Source organism: Algoriphagus resistens (assembly GCF_001442615.1).
Lineage (GTDB): Bacteria > Bacteroidota > Bacteroidia > Cytophagales > Cyclobacteriaceae > Algoriphagus > Algoriphagus resistens.
On record NZ_LMXN01000002.1, the window covers coordinates 412,076 to 429,402 of the forward strand.

The window sequence follows — 17,327 nt, forward strand, 5'->3', positions numbered from 1 at the left end:
ATTTCTATACTTTTGAAAAGTAATGGCTTTACCATGATCTTCATGACTAGTTCATAAATTAGTAGGTATTAATTCCAGCCGAAAATCTGCTGTAGGTTTGGGTTCAATGTTACTTGCTGAATAGGCACAGGACGATAATAGTATTTAGGTTCTTCGAAATACCTGGCCTTGGTTTCAGTAACCATCATACCTCCATTAGCGCCGTTTTCCAAAAAGACATCTACATTTTCATCTATGGCTCCGGCTTTATAATAGATCAGACTTACACCAAGACTGTTCTTTTCCTTGGCATCCCCTACAGGAATGGTGGCATCTTTTCCCACTAAAATAATATCCACTATACCATCCCCTGTCAAATCATACTTACCCAGACCTGAGAAATACATTCCTTGAGGGATTTCTTCCAAAAGTTTACCGGCATGCCACCTCATCAAATCGTCATATCGAAAACCTTCCATCGCCAATTCTACCCTTCTTTCCCTACGTATTTCCAGCAAAACCCCAAGATTAGAGCCATTCAGGTCAGGATATTTCTCCATTAAAAATGGATCGGGGACGGCATTGGCTTCAGCCATACTTAAATCCGGTATTCCTGCCCGCTGACGCAGCAGGTTTACAGACTGGTCCAGATCAGTCTGTGTCAATGTATTCAATTCTGCTTTGGCTTCTGCATAGGTCAAAAGAACCTCCGCAAATCTATAAACCGGAAAATCAACACTTCCTGCGGCCACTTCATCAGTAGTATTCTGGTAACCTTTCAGCTGGTGGTAACCTGTGAAATTTTTATTAAGTGACTGAATATAAGGAGTGGTATTTGGCTGTCTGATCCAGCCTGGAAAGGCTATTGTCTGCATCAATCGTGGATCCCTGTTTTGAAACTCAGCAACAAAACCTATCTTCTCATAATCATCCATATCGGTAAATCGGGTTCCGTCCTTCATCAAATACCCCATCACCAAATCACGGGAAGGGGACTGCTCGTAATCTCCAAACACCGTATAATTAATGTTCCCATCCCTGTCCTTGTTGGCATCATAAGCATTGGCAAGGATGACTTCAGGATTACCAATCAGATTGTCACTTCCAAACAAGGCCCCATAATCCCGGCTTGGATTCCCAGAGTTATAGATAGTATATAGACCAGCATCCATAATTTCTTCTGCAAGTTCAGCGGCCTTTTGCAAAATACCCGATGAACTTGACTCTAAGCCGACTTCGGGATGGTATTTGCGATAGGTTCCTTCATAAAGCATAAGCCTTGAATAAAAAGCTTTTACAGCCCATAATCCCGGAGTGCCTGCAGGAACTCCTTCCCTTACATTCTGTGAGGCAAATTCAAGATCCTCTATGACTTTTTCCATCACGAATTCCCTTGGATCCTGTCCCTTATAAAGCCCTTCATCATCAGGATTGAGCGCAGTTTCATACCAAGGTACATCTGAATATCTTTTAACCATCCCAAAATAGAATACCGCTCTGTAATACCTGGCCAATCCCACAAAATGTGCGATGGCCTCTTCGGAAGCATTGGCTTTCTGATAATTATCCAGAAAGTAATTGATGTTTCTCAACGAAGTCCAATTCCAGCCTCCGGTGAGGGTTTGCGAACTTGGAGTCCCTGTAAGCATATTTTTGATTTCAATAGCCCCTGTAGTTGCCATGTTATCACTGCTTTGGTCCGCCTGATAGCTTCCAGGACCAGACATAGTCAAGAGCCCGTTAATATAAAGTTCCAGGTCCTCTTCTGATTTAAAAAACTCTTCAGGCGCAACAGAGGTTTGGGGATAGCGATCTAGAAAATCATCGTTGCAGGCGGAAAACACCATCACTGCTCCGAATATTAGCATATATTTTTTCATATGATTATATTTTGTCTTTTAAAGGCCATATGGAATCTCGCATGGAGGAGAACATCTTTCTGTCTTATGCTTGCCATGACCTTATTGCTTTTTTTATTACAAATCGATATTTAGTCCGAAAGCGAATTTTCTCTGGAAAGGATAGGCCCATCCGTAGCCATCATTTATTGCCTCAGGATCAAAAATCCTCTTGATTGGGGAAAACTCAAAAATGTTCTCACCTGTTACATATACTCTGACTCTGGAAACCTTGAGTTTTTCTAAGACCGGAGCGGGAAAAGTGTAGCCCAGAGTCACATTCTTGATCCTGAGGTAAGCTGCATTCTGCAGGTATTTGGTTTGGGGAATATCCAGTCCCGCCCCATAATTATTATCCGCCAGCCAGGCTTGGAGTACAGGGAATTCTGAGTTCAGATTCTGCTGCGCCAAACCTGCCTCGATATAGGCCTGGGAATGCTGCGCCATCATATCGGCGCTATCATCGACGCCTCTGTAGAAGTCAAGATTCCAAGGATAAATATTCGCATAGGGTTGCTGATAGGGACCCCAGTACAGGTAATGTCTAGGATAATAATCGCGCTTGCCCACTCCCTGAAGGAACACTGACAGATCAAATCCACTGTAACTTACATCCAAGGTTACCCCATAACGGTATCTGGCGGTGGTGTCTGCCACAATAGTCAAGTCTTTAGGATCAAGCTCTGTAAGCCCCTGTTCGATTTTTCCATCACCATTCAGATCCTTGTATTTTGGCCAGCCAGGTACTACGTCAATGGCTCCCCAGGGAACAATGGCTGACTGATCCAGCTGTTCGATCTGATCCTCGTTTTCCATAATACCGTCATTGACCAATCCCCATATTTCACCAATATTCTGTCCCACACGGTAACTAGAAAACAAAGCGTTTTCGTTTTGAAAACTGGTGATTTGGGATCTGGAATCAGAAAGATTGGCCCGAATACCGAACCTCACCGGATTGGAAGCACTTCCGAACTGGTCTCTATAACCAAAGGTAACTTCGAAACCTTTTGTCCGCAGGTCAGCCGCATTTTGCTTAGGTGGACTGGTGCCCAGTACAGCAGGAAGTTCAACAGGGTCAGTAAGCATACCTTTGGTATCCCTGATAAAATAATCAAAAGTACCTGTAACCCGATCTCCCCATAACCCAAAGTCTAGGCCCACATTATTGGTCACTACTTTCTCCCAAGTGTAATTAGTTGGATCTACTGCCAGCAACGGGGAAGATGTAATGACAGTCTGCCTGTCTCCATTGATCAGATATCCTGAAAGCCCTGTGGGTAAAGTCTGGATATATCCAAAATTGGAAACATTCTGATTGCCCAGACTACCATAAGAAGCTCTGATTTTAAAGGTAGAAACCACAGAGGCCAGCTCCGAGAAAAAATCTTCATCCATCATCAGCCATGATCCCGACACCGAAGGGAAAAATCCCCATCGGTTATCTGAAGGGAACCTTGAGGAGCCGTCATAGCGGCCATTTAACTCCAGAATATATTTTTGCCTGAAAGAGTAATTAATCCTACCAAAACCGCTTCTTAACGCATATGTACTATAGGAGGGAGTAATAAACGCATCCCCGGTTGTCAATCCCAAATAAGGCAGGGAAGATGAAATTAACACCCTTCTTTCAGCCTGAACGGTAGAATATTCATAGTTTTCTTGATTGTACCCAACCAATAGGTCAAATCTATGATCTCCCAGGGTTTTGGAATATTTCCCAAATAGATCAAGGATAGTATTGACCAGTGTACCATTCCGCTCGATTACTGAACCCTCCCCTCCTTCTGTCCTCACATCTTCAGGGCCAAAACCAATGTTGTATTTTCTCCTGTCCCAATTGTATTTCCACTGTTCCCTTTTGAAACTAGCCCGTCCGGTAAAAGTCAGATCAGCCTGGAGAAAAGATCCAGTGGCCTGAAGAATGTTCTGAAATCCAAACATATCTTCCGTCCTTTTTCCCCCATCGACCAATTCTGCTGCCAATCTTCCTGCACCTGTATTTGCCCAGGTGCCATCCGGATTTTTATCCACATCAGTAGGCTGTAGATAATAAATATCAGTAATGTTCTTGGTAGGATCAGCTCTCTGAGTCTGATAGAGATTAAGGTTATTGTCCACAGATAGCCAATCCAGTGGTGTTGCATTAATTTTTGCGCGCATGGAATATCTGTCCCAATAATCCGGCGTAAGCTTGTTCAACCCATTTTCCTTGGTGTAATCACCAGCAACATAATAACCGATTGGCATCTTTCCGCCACTATTACCGCTGATGGAAAGACTTTGGTTTGTGGAAAAACTGGATGAATTGAAAAAATAGTCATTCCAGTCATTACTTCCCATGTAAGCCCAAAGGTTAGGATCGGTAGGATCCAAGCGGGTATTTTCCACTGAAGGATCATCCGAGCGCTCTTTGGCCCACTGGTAATGCGCATCCGAATAATTCACATAATCCCAAGGAGTATTATTGGTGGCTGTTTCTAAAACCCTAGAGTAGATGTAAGGATCAGTTATCGGCTTAGGCAGTACCGATGGCCGTCCCCATGCATAGTAGCTATTGTAGGATATCTGCTGCTTTCCTTCCGTTCCGCTTTTGGTGGTGATGAGTATTACCCCAAAAGCAGCTCTGGCACCATAAATCGCGGCAGATGCCGCATCTCTAAGCACAGAATAGGATTCAATATCAGAAGGACTCAACCTCAACAGATCACTTTCGTTCCCTGGTATCCCGTCAATCACAATCAAAGGCCCTCCCCCATTGATGGATGTAAAACCTCTGATATTGATGTTGGGTACAGTCCCAGGTTTACCTCCCTGATAAGTAATGTTTAACCCAGGGCTCATCCCCTGTAATCCCTGCACCACATTCGCTATTGGTCTGTTGGCAATCTCTTCACCCGCCAACTGGTCCACAGCCCCGGTGACATTAACCTTTTTCTGGGTACCATATCCTACCACCACTACCTGGTCTAGAAGCGTGTCCTCTTCTTTCATTGACTGGTCGATAACAGCTCTCCCATTCACCGCTTCCTCAATCCTCTGAAAACCTATGAACGAGAATACCAATATTGCTTCCCCTGATCCAGGTACTATCCTATACCTACCGTCCAGATCAGTGATAACACCATTTTGGGTACCCTTTTCTAGAACCGAAACACCCGGCAGGCCCTGACCTGAGGCATCAGTTACTTTCCCATTGATTTCACCTTGGGCAAAAGACTGGAAACTTGCAATTAGCAGCATAGCCATTATCAGGGCTATCCGCTGAATTTCCTTCCAAATGATAGAAGGTACTAGTAAAGAATTATCCATATACTATTGGGTTAAATTTAGAAATGCAATCATATTATCTAGTCTAAAGTCGGTTCAGTAACACATTAATTTATTGAACATTCATTCAATATTAAATATTGAAATCATTAAATCAAAGGAATTTTATTTCAAGTAACTGTAGAATAATAATTGATTAACAATGAATCAACATGTTTCACAATAAAGCAATGAAGAATTAACAAGAATGATTATCTACGCTCATAAGTGTGGTGGATCCGTGGCTGAAATGTTTCTTTGATGGAAACCTAAAGAGTTCCTTATACAGCTTCGTTATGCGAATCAGGCATGGTCAATCAGGCCAGATACAAGTATTCGTTTTCTACACAGCGACCAGCATATAATTTTGAGGACCTAATCTGTTGGAGTCTCCAGCCAGTATTGCTTATCGGCTGAGTTACTCATAGGTATCTTCGCTTCAACAAATTCCCAAGGAGCTGTAGCAAAAAAAAAATGGACATATTGTATTAAACCCGATTCATCAAATGCTGATCGACTCTAAGGCAACCCCGGACGTTATCCCAGGAAGATTGAACAAAGCCAGCCTATTCCTTGTGGTCGGAGTGCTGTCTCCCTGCCAGGGCACATGCTCCTTTCCCAAAGAGATCTTGTGGACAGGCGAATTTCCCACCTGTCAACTAAACAGGTTCCAGGGCAATCATCGGCTTTCTGCTTCTCCATCGCCAGTTGCATAGAATACTGTCGTCTCCGTTTAGCAGAGATCTGGCTAGTGCTTTTGCTCCAACTTAAGCCAGCGACTGCACGTTTACCTCTCTCTTCCACACAGCTATAAATAGCTGAGATATGTCAGTAATAAGGTCATTAATGTCCTTGCAGAGGCTGGCAAAGTAGCCTCGCCCGTAACTTACAGCAGCTAGCAGTAAAAAGTTTTTTCAGTTCATTGGTTGTTTAAACACTTTTACCTAACTAGTAAGTACAGTATTGTAAAATCTTTCACCAATAAAATTCCGTGGGGACTAATTTCCGGATCTGAAATTTGAAACAAATTCATAAATTGAATAATCATTCAATATTTTATATCGTACTTTGTGGTTTCAAAGTATTTTTTTTCTAAAGAACAGCTATTTTCCTATAACATAGTATCAACATGAGTAACAAAATTTCAGATGAACGAAAGAAAGAGATCATTGAAGGATTTTATCATCTTTCCAGAGAGAATGGTCTGGAAAATACTTCCATTGCTAAGATCGGAAAGCATTTGGGGATGCCACCAAGCTTAGTGATGCACTACTTTCCTTCCAAAGAAATATTGATATCCAGTCTGATATCCTATATACTGGATCAATACCTGAAAATATATGAACCGATTTTAAAAGAACTGGAGACAAAGCACTATGCAGATCCACATACATTTGTAGGCAAGCTATTTTCCAGAGACTGGAATTTGCTTTTTGATGATGGTGTGTTTTACAGTTGTTTCAGTTTGATTTTCCGAAATTCAAGAATCAAAGCTGAATACCGCCTCTTGCATGAAAAATTGCGTGAATCATTGAAAGAGATTTTAGATCAGGACGAAAATCTACAGGGTAAAGACACCGCTTTGCTATCAGAGCAGATTTTTGTCGTAGTAGAAGGAGCCTATTACTACCTATCGATGATCGATGATGAAGAAGTTTATAACAGGAAACTGGAGATTTTTAAAAGTCAGGTTTACGACTTGCTACGTAAATATGAAGTCCAGCATCTATAGAGCGCCATAAGGGCTATGCCCGCCCAAACCCCATTTACAGCCAAATTTGCATGATCAGAAAAATGCAGTGCATTGACCATCAGACACAAAGCCCCCATTAAGTTGAACAGATGATACTTGATGTCCTCTTGCTTCCAGATTCCTTTGGCTAAGAGGAAATAAGAAAAAACGAAAAATATAGCTCCAAGCCAGCCGATTAGTTGGAATATCATGATCTAAAGATAGTTTTTATGACTTTCTGTAATAATGTCAATTTATTGATCGCTTTGCATAAATGGGCTGCTGTTAACGGTCAAAGAACAAAAGGTATTTTTTCAAGATCATCTGCTTTCAATGGTTTGATCAAGAAAGAAAGAACTTGGTCATATCTTTTTGCTCTCATTTTATCTACAGGATCTACAGAAGAGGTCACAACATACACTTGGGAATCTATACCTTTGTAATCCAAAGACATAGCTTTTAAAAAACCCCATCCATCCAACTCCGGCATATTCAGATCCAGAAAAATCAGATAGGAATTTACCGGATTACTTTTTAAATGAGCCAACGCTTTATGCCCATTTTCAAAGATTAACAATGGGACATCCGGAAATTTCTTACGGATTATCTTAGAATGTATAAAGTTTATCACCGGATCATCATCAATGAGCAGAATTTGTTGTTTCATTTTCTTTTACAGCCTCCGTTTTGTTAATTATTTCAAGGATTACTTTATCAAGTTCCTCAGCTGACACAGAGATCTGGTCAAAAATTTCTCCGATAGATCTGCCTCCGCCCTCATGTTCTTTCACTAAATAAATTAAGCTCATAATTCTGGCAAGGGGTGCCCTGATCACATGGGACTGAAGCCAGGCAATTTCACGAAGCTTTTTATTCTGTTTTTTGATCCTTTCCAGCTGCAGTCGGGAAGCTGTCACATCCAAAACCGATCCAACTGATCGTAGTGGTCTGCCTTTTTCGTCCCTAAGTATAAAACACCTATCAACAAAATATGCAATTGAACCCTCTTCGGTAAGTACCTTATACTCTTTGGACCAAAAGGTCTCTTTCTTATTTTGTAAAGCTTCTTGAAGTGAATCCCAAACCTCCTCCAACTCTTGGGAAGACATATTGCTGAACCAGGAATTTTCCTTTGAAAAAGGCTCATTGGATTTGTAACTTATCAGCTGACTGTAGCCTGTACTGCGGTATATCGTTTGATTCTGGTGATCTAGTTCCCAGATCATTTCATTGCTGGCCTTTATGGCCAATTGAAACCGTTCATTGCTGATTGCCAGTTGTAATTCATATTCTTTTCTCTCAGTAATATCCTGGATTGTCCCTTCTATCCTATAGGGGATCTGATTTTCATCTGCCAGAATTCGAATTTCCTGCTGCACCCATTTGATTTCATTTGAGGCAGTAATTATCCGATGTTCAAAACTTTTGACTTTGCCATGCTCAAGCTGCTCACTTGGATCTCCTTCAATTAGATACCTGTCTTCAGGGTGAAAGGTCCGTTTCACATTCTCCATGGTAGGGACAAAATTATCCGGGGTATACCCGTGGATATGGTATGCTTCTTCACTCCACTCTGTGATATCGGTAGCAAAATCTCTATACCAATAACCAAGTTTGGCGATTTTTTGAGCAGTCTTAAGCTTTTTATTGGAGCTGCTGAGCTCAATTTCAGCCTGTTTTTGTTTTGTAATATCCTTGGCTACGGTAATGATGATCTTGGATTCTTTTATCACGATTCCTTTCCATACAAGCCACTTTACCTGGCCATCCTTCGTTAAAAATCTTGCCTCGAACTCTCCGGGAACCGCTCCGTTGATCAGTGCTTTAATTCTTTCCTGTGCTTTGGCCTTGTCATCATCATGTAAAAAAAGGAAAACAGATTTACTTAGTAATTCAGTCTTTTCATAGCCTAATAGCTTGGCAAAGGCATTATTTATTTTCTTAAGATGCCCGTCAAAACCAAGTAAACCATGGGGGTCGGGTGAAATATTAAATAAACTGCGATACTGCTCTTCGGTTATCTTTTGTTTTAACACTGCTCCTATCTGCAGGCCTACATTTGTAAGCAACTTTACCTGATCCAGCACGTGCTTCTTCTCAGAAAGAGAAAGGCAGACAATACAACCTAAAAACTCTTCATTATTCAAAACAGGAATTCCTATGGCTGTTTGGTGGCTGATCAGGTCAGATGATCTGGCCCTTATAAAAGCATTATTGTTCTTTAGGTTTTCCAGTACAATGGTTTCTTTAACCTGCCACACCTGCCCAGGTAGGCCTACTCCTTTTTCAAAGCTGTGAACATGGTTTGAATTCTGGTAAAAAATTTTCAAATCCTCGTGCTTACCAGATTTGGTGATTAAGTCCAGACGGGATTTATCCTCCGATACCAGCCAAACTTCTGTAACACTGAAGTTGGAAAATTCTGTGATTGCTTTTAATGCATCAGTTAAGCAAATAGACAAAGAAGCTGGTTGACTAATTGCTCTTGTTAGGGAAGCGAACAGTTGTTCTCCCATCCTTTTCTCTACCTCTACAGTTACGTCCTTAGTATTGGCAACAATTCCGGCAATCACCGGGTCCGAAAGATGATTAGTGAGATCAGTCTGTATCCAGCGCCAGTTTTTCTGGGCATCTTGAAATCGATATGGTTCAATGGATACCTGTTCCTTTGTTGTCATTTGCCCCAGCTCTTCCATCAACCTGGGGATATCCTCTTTATGGATGTATTCAAAGGCATTTTTCCCGATGAATTCTTCAGGTGCAATACCCAAAACTTTCTGGGAAGTCTGGGCAACGTATTGGTAATTACCTTGGGAGTCGATGATTGCAATTAGATCATTCCCATTTTGTACCAGTGACCTAAACCTGGCTTCGTTATCTACCAGTTGTTTCTGGGCTTGGGCTTCCTTTATCACGTGCGCCAGATTGGAGGTCAGTGTCTTCAGCAGTTGGATTTCATTTTCCTTCCATTTTCTACTATTTTCCAAATCTTCCAATGTAATCAATCCTGAAAGGATGTTATTAATCATCAAAGGGAGTTCAAGAAGGCTCTGTATGTTTTGTTTTTCCAAAATCTCCTTTGTCCTGGAAGGTGGCAAATCAGAAACTATGATTTCAAATGAATTCCCTCTTTCCAAGGATTCCCTAAAATGAGGAAAGTCAGCATACAAAATGCGGTGTGGATCTGAGTTTGGATGATCAGGGATCGTGGTTGCATTTCCACACCAAATTACCTTAGGAATATACGTGTCCTCTGGCGGGCTGTTCTGATAAAAACAAATCTTATGAACGCCAAGAAATTCACCAAGAATCTGAAAGCATTGCTCTAAATCTTTCTTCCAGTTAGTTGACTTCAATAGGATTTCATGAATGGATCCGATGATCTCAAGAAATTGCCGTTGCTCTTCAATATTACTTTCCTGCTTGTATCTTTCAGTCAGATCAATTGCCGTTACAATTTCAGCCTTTTTGCCTTCGAAATCTATTAAGTTGCTCTTGATCTGTACATACATAATACTCCGATCTTTCTTTTGGTGTCGGAAAAGCCCTTGCATGTAGGTCTCTGTTCTTGTGCGTGCCTCTTTGACTGCGTCTTCTAATAGCGGAATATCCTCTACAGGTCGTATATCCTTAATCGTCATTTTTAGAAATTCCTCTTCGGAATATCCATAATGACGGACGGCCTCCTGATTAACGACCAGAAATCTATAGGTTTTCAGATCATAGATCCACATTGGAAATGGAGCCAGATCAAATATTAAATTGTAAGATTCTGATTTTCTTTTGGCCAAGTTTTCAATAGACATTTTCCCTATTTAATATTTTAGACGGGTACTACCAAATATATCAAATGAATAAATCAATGATAGTTTAAAAAGTATGGCTAAGACTCCTGAGCATTTCTACAAATTTCTGGAATCTGGATTTACTAAACTTTCATTTCAAACTTAGAGGAATAACATTCGGCAAATAAAAGTCCTGAAATTTGCGGTAAAATCAGCAAGATGCACACATAAGTACTAGATACGCTGAACCTAATGGCTAGAATAGCAAATCCCGTAGGATATCCTGAATCCGAAAATCCGCTTCCCCTTTAGGTCTGCAATCAATTTATGATTTCCCCTTTGTTCTTTGCCAGTTTTTCCTTCCAGCTTTGGATTTCCTCTGGCGTCTGTTTCAACCAATCCTCCGCTTCTCCTACAATCTTTAAAGGGGATACGGAGCGGTATGAGCGGGTAGGATTTCCAGGGAATTTTTTATCCGTAACATTCGGATCATTTTCAAAGCTTCCGGTAGGTTCTACTATATACACACGTTCACTTCCGTTGCCATTTGCCAATGCGGCCGCGAGTCCCGCACCATTCAGCAATGCGGTAAAATAAATGTGGTTCATTTTGAGTTCAGGTTTGTAATTGGAGCTTCCCCCGGCAGTCAGCAAATCCCCAACTTGCAAATCTGCCTTCGTCCCATGATAAAAGGGTCCCTTATCAGCTGGTTTATCCTTAATAGAAGCTGCCAATTCAGCATACTTTTTTGCCTTAACAGGCTCGCCTGATTCCTCATAGCATTTGGCGATGGATTGGTATAGGCTTGGAAAAGCACTCTGAACAGTGCTGCTGTTTACTTTTAAAGCATATTGCAAAGCCGTTTCAAGCCATTTGAGTTTGTCAGATATGTTCTCTTGGTACCGTACTAAATAATGAGCTGCGGTGAATTTTTCAAAATCTTCTGTAGCATTATACCATGCTTGAAGAAACAGGCTGTAAGCTTCCTCAAATTGGCCATTTTCTTCCTTCTCCATAGCCTGAAGACAGCGCTTAACTACGTGGTTGCCCGGGTTGAATTCCATACGAGTAGTTGAGTCTAAGAATTTACACAAATCCTAATTTAGTTTATTTACCTTAATTGGGTAAAAAAAACTGGACTGAAAGTACGATGTGGGTTCATTCTTAATTTAAGCCCATAGAAATGGTAATTTACGCGGCGTAAGATCCATCCACTTTTCAAAAATTATAGCGTGCAGTCAAGAGCAGAATCCTAGTCTCGCGCTTTGCCCTGAACTTTTGCGAGAACGTACTGGTAAGCGTTTCCCCGGCAAATCGCTCGGTGTTAAACACATCTCTTAAACTTAGAAGTAAACTTGCTTTATCATTCATAAAAGACTTTTGCACACTTGCATCCATGGAATACCGGGCCAAATCCCTTCCCTGCGCCTCTATTTCCGGTGAATCGTAATTACCCACTAATTGAAGATTTATTCCAAGTGGCAATTTGAAATCCTGTGTAAGCTTTGCATTCCAGGAGAATCCGGAATTCGTGAAGTCTTCTCCGATATTTGAGCCGTCCACGGCTATCCTGAAAAGTGTAAGTCCGCCATTTACTGAATACCAATCAGTGATTTCCGATACCCCAATAAACTCCAGACCGTACGATTGCGACGAAAGTAAATTTGCGGGCTGGGAATACGAGATACCATCTTCTACAATGGTGATGAAGTCAAGCTGTCCGTTTACTTTACGGTAAAACAGGTTGGTAGTAAAGCTGGATTTATCAAAATTAGCCAGGTGTCCCAACTCAAATGAATTGATCATTTCGGGTTCCAGATTTGGATTACCCCGTCGGATATTCAATGAATCTGTGATGTCGGGAAATGGATTTAATCTCCATGCGGTAGGTCTATCGATCCTCCGTGAATAAGTAACCTTCAGTGCGTGATTTTCATTTAGATTATACATACCCTGTACACTTGGGAAAAGATTGAAATAACGCTGCTCATTTTCTTCGTCCGTATTTTTCAAATAAGTATCCACATGGGTATATTCCCCGCGAAGTCCCAAAGCATACTCAAATTTTTCCTTTTTGGAGGAAAAAATGGCATAACCTGCATGTATCTGGTCCTGATAAAGGAATTGGTTGCTTACTGTTGGATCTTCTACGAATGAGCCACTTGTCTCCTCATAACGCAGGTAACGGTAATCATTATCAAACTTCCGGATGTTGGATTTCAATCCTGCTTCAAACTTACCCGTCTCCCAAGGTTTGATGTAGTCACCCTGCAACACTGTAATATTCCGTACCTCGTCGGTAAAAGCCTTCTCCTGACCAGTCAGATTTTCGGGACGGGGATCGAGTGTATTTCCAAAAATCCCGATGTTCTGCGTCTTATATTGATTGCGATAGGAATGGCTGGCTGTAAACCGCAGCACATGTTCTTTTTCTTTAAAATTATGCTCAAAAATCAATGCATTATCCAAACCCTCATCTATCTCATCTTCATTGTTTCGCCTTACATAATCAAAGGATTCCCCGGCATCAACTGATGCCAGACTTGTAAGTTCCGAGTAAAGGGTATTAGTCTGGTATTCGTGTCCATACTGATAAACTCCCTCATAGCTCAGGACATTGTCCCCAAAGTAATAATCGGCTCCTACGTTAAGGTTATGGCTTTTGTCCCGTTCCGAGCCACTCGTATTTTGCTCTAGTTTTTCCTGATCATCGAATATTTCCCTGATCGAGCTTCGCTCCCCTATACTTTTCCAATTTCGATAATTATAACCTCCGAACACATTGAATTTTTGGGTTCGATGGTTGATCCTTCCACCCAGATTAGTTCTGCTTCGGGTTCCGTACGTACCTTCCAATCCTCCATGGGTGCCCAGATCTTGCCCTTTTTTTAATATGATGTCTATTACCCCTCCTTCAGCTGCTGCATCATAGCGTGCATTTGGATTATTAACGACCCGAATCTCCTCCACAGCACTTGCAGGAAGTTGATCTAGATTTTGGGTCAATGAAGAATTTCTTCCATTGATCAGAATATTTGTACCACTACTTCCCCTGAGTGAAATAGCCCCGTCTTCAGACACTGAAATAGACGGTGTGTTCCTAAGAACATCCAACAAGGTTCCGCCAGCATTTGCAAGGTTGTTTTCAGGTGAAATAGTAATACCTTCCAGGCTTGCACGGACAGGCATCTTACTGGTTTGAACAACCACCTCATCGAGATTTTCTGCCTCAGCGACCATGGCTAGCTGCCCTAACGAAGTATTTTCCTCAATATATATATCTTTTACAATCAGATCTTTATACCCCATGAAAAATGCTTTTAGAACATAATTGCCTTTTGCTGCCTCAAGTATAAATTGCCCTTCCTCATCGGTATCGGTGAAGGCAACTGGATCAACAGCTGTTTCCGAGTCAAAAAGTGCCACTTGCACAAAGCCAAGTGCCTGCTCTCTGTTCTGATCGGTGAGTGTGCCATGTAACTCGTAGTATGTTTGGCCCCATCCTAAGAGCGGGATAAAAACAAGTGCCAGGATCAGAATAAATTTAGGTTGCGGCTGCATCATATTATAAGTTGGTTTTGATGTAAGTATAACCATACATTCTATACCAAATTTGAAGCAGCTAAGTGAAGTGAATGCGGATTACATGAAACGACTCCTCAAATTCATACTTAAGACTGAAGCCATAATTTTTACAGATTTGGCTTACAATAGCCAATCCCAGTCCTACAGAATCCGGATAATCAGCCTCTTTTTTGAACCTTTCCAGCATCTCCGCAGTATCAAAAGAGGGAGTTTTTCCAGTATTTTTTATCTCCAACCTATGGTTGTCCAGGTTAATAAAAATCTCCCCGCCCTCCTGATTATGTTTGATCGCATTCCCTATTAGGTTATGCAGAAGTATTTCAGCAACATAGGGGTGGATATTTAAAATCACCCCATCTTGGATATGCCTTTCCAACTGGATCGCGTGGATGAAAATAACTTCCTCTAAACTCTCTAAGATAGCCTTAAGTCCTTCGCTAAAATCATATGGGTTTGGTGTTTCAAATTCTTCGTTTTCCAGCTTGGCTAAGATGGCGAGAGATTTAACGATTCTACGAATTCGCTCGTTACTGTCGAATGCAGATTGGATAAGGACAGCCTGAGGCTCGGTAATAGCTTCGTTCATCAACAATTCCAATTTGCCCCTCACCACAGCAGATGGCGTTTGGATCTCATGGGAAAGATTCTCTGAAAATTCTTTGATCTGCCGATAGTCTTTGAGAAGTTTTTTTGACATTTTTTCCAGGAACATATTCAGTCTATCAAATTCAAAAATGCCATTTTTGGGAAATGTCAACGGTTTGTTTTTTTGAAAAGAAAACTGCTGAAGGCTGGACAGACTGTCATTAAAGGGACGGAATATACGCTTGGATATTATCCATAAAAACAACCCGATAAATACTAACTGCACGAAGAATACGACCAACATGGTGGTGACAATCGTCTCTGTGATATCATCAGCTTCCACCACCAGATTATAATAAGAAATCCGGTAATGTTTACCATCTATTTTGAATGAACGGCTAGCCTTGAGCTGTATCTCATTTCTGTTCATTGGATCGTGGTACGCCAGGGTATCACGTAGCCAGATATCCTCCACCGGCCATTCCATAGGGATCTGCTTGATCTCCAACCGATCATAGGCAAGCTTATGTGCCGGGGCTCCCTTTTCTATCCTGTTAGCATAGGATTCTATCTGTCGGTCCAGTTCCATTCCAAGCTCAAAATCAATTTCTGCCCCCAGCTTATTGTAGATTACCACAGTTCCTATGAACAGCGCTGCAAGAGTGATTCCCAGAAACCAAAGACTGATTATAGTGATAAGTTTCATGCCGCTGAGGTATTAAATTTATATCCTAAGCCATAGACTGTCTCGATATAATCTCTCCCTCCTGCTGCGGATATTTTTTTCCGGAGGTTTTTGACATGCTGGTATACGAAATCAAAATTAGACAAGTCATCCGTGTAATCACCCCACAAGTGGTGCGCTATGGCTTGTTTGCCCACTACCCGGTCTTTGTTTGTCAAAAAAAAGAGGAGCAAGTCATACTCTTTTTTAGTGAGGTCCAGGATTTTATTGTTGACCAAAACCTGGAGCTGGGAGTTCGAGATGGTAAGCTCATTGAAAGTAATCTCATCAAACCCATTCATTTTTGTTCTCCTGTAGATGGCTTTAAGCCTTGCCAGGAGTTCTGATAAGTGAAAAGGCTTGGGAAGGTAATCATCTGCTCCCTGATCCAGCCCGGACAACTTATCATCTAAGGAATCTTTTGCTGAAATTATTAAAATAGTGGTATCAATTTTATGGGTCTTGATGGTATCCAAGAGTTGTAGGCCACTTCCATCGGGGAGCATCAGGTCAAGCAAAATGCAATCGTACCCATAGCTGAGCAATTTATCCTGGGCGTCAAAAAGTGTACGTGCGGATTCACAGCGGATCCCCTCTTTGAGCAGATAATTGATGATATTTTGAGTAAGATCTAAATTATCCTCTACCAATAGAATCTTCATCGTTGCTAGTTCACGTTGCTTTCCTGTAAATTCATAAAACAGGCATTCAGATGAAAAGCTACGATTTTCTTTTGAAGGAATTCTGAAGTGATGGTACAAATTAGTTTAGCCTACATATTATAAGATCATCCTAAGTACGCCGGTGAATCCTACCTGCCGTTTTGCGTTGCCAAACTTGTATAGGATAGCTTTCATCTTTTTTGTATTTTTCAATGGTTTGATAACCTGTTCTGAACCTGATTAGGGAGAATCTCGCCTGCTAAATAGTAATACAGTACGTGTTGATTTAGACATGCCCGATTTCAACTGCTTTTCAAGAACTAATTTGAACGATTAATTCTTTTATAAGGACTAACAAGCCCTATCCCTGTGAACGACTATACCTATTACATCAAAAACATGGTTTGCCCACGTTGCATACAGTCAGTAAAAGAAACGCTCAAGCAAACCAACATCGCCTATTCTGAAGTCTCACTTGGAAAAGTGAACTTGTGTTCAGAACTATCCACCATCCAAAAACAGAAATTTGCCAAGCATCTGCAAGAACTCGGTTTTGAACTCCTTGAGGAAGGCAAATCTCAGGTGATTTCCCAGATCAAAAGTATTCTTGTGCAACAGATTCAGCATTCAACGGATCGTCTATCGGAAAACTATTCCAGTTTTATTGCCGAAAGGCTGAACCATGAATACACTTACCTGAGCAAGCTGTTCTCACAGGTAGAAGGGATTACCATAGAAAAATACATCACCAGGCTGAAAATAGAACGGGTAAAAGAACTCATTTTTTACAAGGAAAAGTCACTTTCCGAAATCGCTGATTTACTGGGGTATAGCAGTGTTGCCTACCTATCCTCGCAATTCAAAAAAGAAACAGGCCTGACTCCAAGTGAATTTAAAAAACAAACAGACCCTAAACGCTTAAGATTGGATGAAATTTAGTAATCCGGGCCACAGTCTTAATCCCTTACTTTGCATTTCAATTGAAAAGTACCTGGACATAATTCTTTGTATACAGGAGGTGTTGCGTATTTTTTTGCCTGATCTCGGGAACAACGATGATTTTTTTTT

Annotated in this window: 11 protein-coding genes; 2 read left to right on the plus strand and 9 right to left on the minus strand. The window is 41.2% G+C overall.

Annotated features, from left to right (window positions below):
- Nucleotides 1-68: 68 nt before the first annotated feature.
- Entirely contained in the window at nt 69-1,859 is a 1,791-nt protein-coding gene (locus AS141_RS05090) for a RagB/SusD family nutrient uptake outer membrane protein (protein WP_057936542.1), read from the minus strand.
- Between the two features lie 96 nt (nt 1,860-1,955).
- On the minus strand, nt 1,956-5,189 hold the full coding sequence (locus tag AS141_RS05095) for a SusC/RagA family TonB-linked outer membrane protein (RefSeq protein WP_057936543.1): 3,234 nt from the start codon (nt 5,187-5,189) through the stop codon (nt 1,956-1,958).
- A gap of 1,126 nt (nt 5,190-6,315) precedes the next feature.
- Between AS141_RS05095 and AS141_RS05100 the strand changes: the two genes are divergently transcribed.
- Complete coding sequence (locus tag AS141_RS05100; protein WP_057936544.1) at nt 6,316-6,918, plus strand: TetR family transcriptional regulator; 603 nt, start codon at nt 6,316-6,318, stop codon at nt 6,916-6,918.
- Here AS141_RS05100 and AS141_RS27530 read toward each other — a convergent pair.
- The 7 genes from AS141_RS27530 to AS141_RS05130 form a co-directional block, all read right to left on the minus strand.
- Nucleotides 6,879-7,130 carry a CBU_0592 family membrane protein gene (locus AS141_RS27530; protein WP_082632182.1) on the minus strand — a complete coding sequence of 84 codons (252 nt, stop codon included), beginning with the start codon at nt 7,128-7,130 and terminating at the stop codon, nt 6,879-6,881. The two genes, AS141_RS05100 and AS141_RS27530, sit on opposite strands and share 40 nt — an antisense overlap.
- An 80-nt stretch (nt 7,131-7,210) precedes the next feature.
- Nucleotides 7,211-7,585 carry a response regulator gene (locus AS141_RS05105; protein ID WP_057936545.1) on the minus strand — a complete coding sequence of 125 codons (375 nt, stop codon included), beginning with the start codon at nt 7,583-7,585 and terminating at the stop codon, nt 7,211-7,213.
- Nucleotides 7,560-10,724, minus strand: a complete 3,165-nt coding sequence (locus AS141_RS05110) for a PAS domain S-box protein (protein ID WP_082632183.1) — start codon at nt 10,722-10,724, stop codon at nt 7,560-7,562. Before AS141_RS05110 ends, AS141_RS05105 begins: the two co-directional genes overlap by 26 nt.
- A 299-nt stretch (nt 10,725-11,023) precedes the next feature.
- Entirely contained in the window at nt 11,024-11,437 is a 414-nt protein-coding gene (gene arr / locus AS141_RS27350; protein WP_198293503.1) for an NAD(+)--rifampin ADP-ribosyltransferase, read from the minus strand.
- A gap of 484 nt (nt 11,438-11,921) precedes the next feature.
- The gene (locus AS141_RS05120) at nt 11,922-14,267 is read right to left on the minus strand and encodes a TonB-dependent receptor domain-containing protein (protein WP_232424823.1); all 2,346 of its coding nucleotides are present in this window, start codon (nt 14,265-14,267) and stop codon (nt 11,922-11,924) included.
- Nucleotides 14,268-14,325: 58 nt separating this feature from the next.
- Nucleotides 14,326-15,579 (minus strand): sensor histidine kinase, encoded by a 1,254-nt coding sequence (locus AS141_RS05125; protein WP_057936547.1) that lies wholly within the window; start codon nt 15,577-15,579, stop codon nt 14,326-14,328.
- Nucleotides 15,576-16,259, minus strand: a complete 684-nt coding sequence (locus tag AS141_RS05130; RefSeq protein WP_057936548.1) for a response regulator transcription factor — start codon at nt 16,257-16,259, stop codon at nt 15,576-15,578. The genes AS141_RS05125 and AS141_RS05130 overlap by 4 nt, the downstream gene beginning before the upstream one ends.
- A 369-nt stretch (nt 16,260-16,628) precedes the next feature.
- On the opposite strand from AS141_RS05130, the gene AS141_RS05135 reads away from it, so the two are divergent.
- Complete coding sequence (locus tag AS141_RS05135; protein ID WP_232424824.1) at nt 16,629-17,198, plus strand: helix-turn-helix domain-containing protein; 570 nt, start codon at nt 16,629-16,631, stop codon at nt 17,196-17,198.
- The last annotated feature ends 129 nt before the right edge of the window (nt 17,199-17,327 follow it).